This window comes from Pseudomonas onubensis, assembly GCF_965653655.1.
In the GTDB taxonomy this organism is placed as follows: domain Bacteria; phylum Pseudomonadota; class Gammaproteobacteria; order Pseudomonadales; family Pseudomonadaceae; genus Aquipseudomonas.
In genome coordinates, this window is sequence record NZ_CBFHAZ010000298.1 from 1 (window position 1) to 433 (window position 433).

Here is a 433-nt window from a genome sequence, read left to right on the forward strand (position 1 = left end):
CAATAATCCCTTCAATATCAAGATACGCGTCAATCGGTTTTTTGCCTTCCCCCACAAGATAAGCTTCATCCGCTTTATAGCGATGATAGGAGCCCGAGTCTTCTTTTGAATAAACGGCTACCGTTCTGATGTTCAATTCTGTGCACGCCCGGAAAATCCGGATCGCAATTTCTCCCCTGTTTGCTACTAACACTTTTTGGATGGATTGTTGTGACAAACTTTTCTCCCCCTTGGCCTAATAAATATGTAGTTTATAATAAAGGAATATCCGCCCTGTGTATACACTTGTTTTTTAGAGATACACAGATTTTTCCGTCTGCCGTCTTTTTACCCCCTTAGACGGAACAGGCTCCCTCTTTTTCTTCTTTTCTGAGTACTTGACATGCATGCTGACATTCACCAATATACCGGCGCTCGTTAATAACAAAAACAT

1 protein-coding gene is annotated in these 433 nt (G+C 41.6%); it reads right to left on the minus strand.

Translation table 11 applies throughout. The annotated features are described in order from the left end of the window. Positions 1-217, minus strand: a 217-nt coding sequence (locus tag ACTD9P_RS30040) for a biotin carboxylase N-terminal domain-containing protein (RefSeq protein WP_438870485.1), incomplete at its 3' end; no start/stop codon positions are given. Positions 218-433 lie beyond the last annotated feature (216 nt).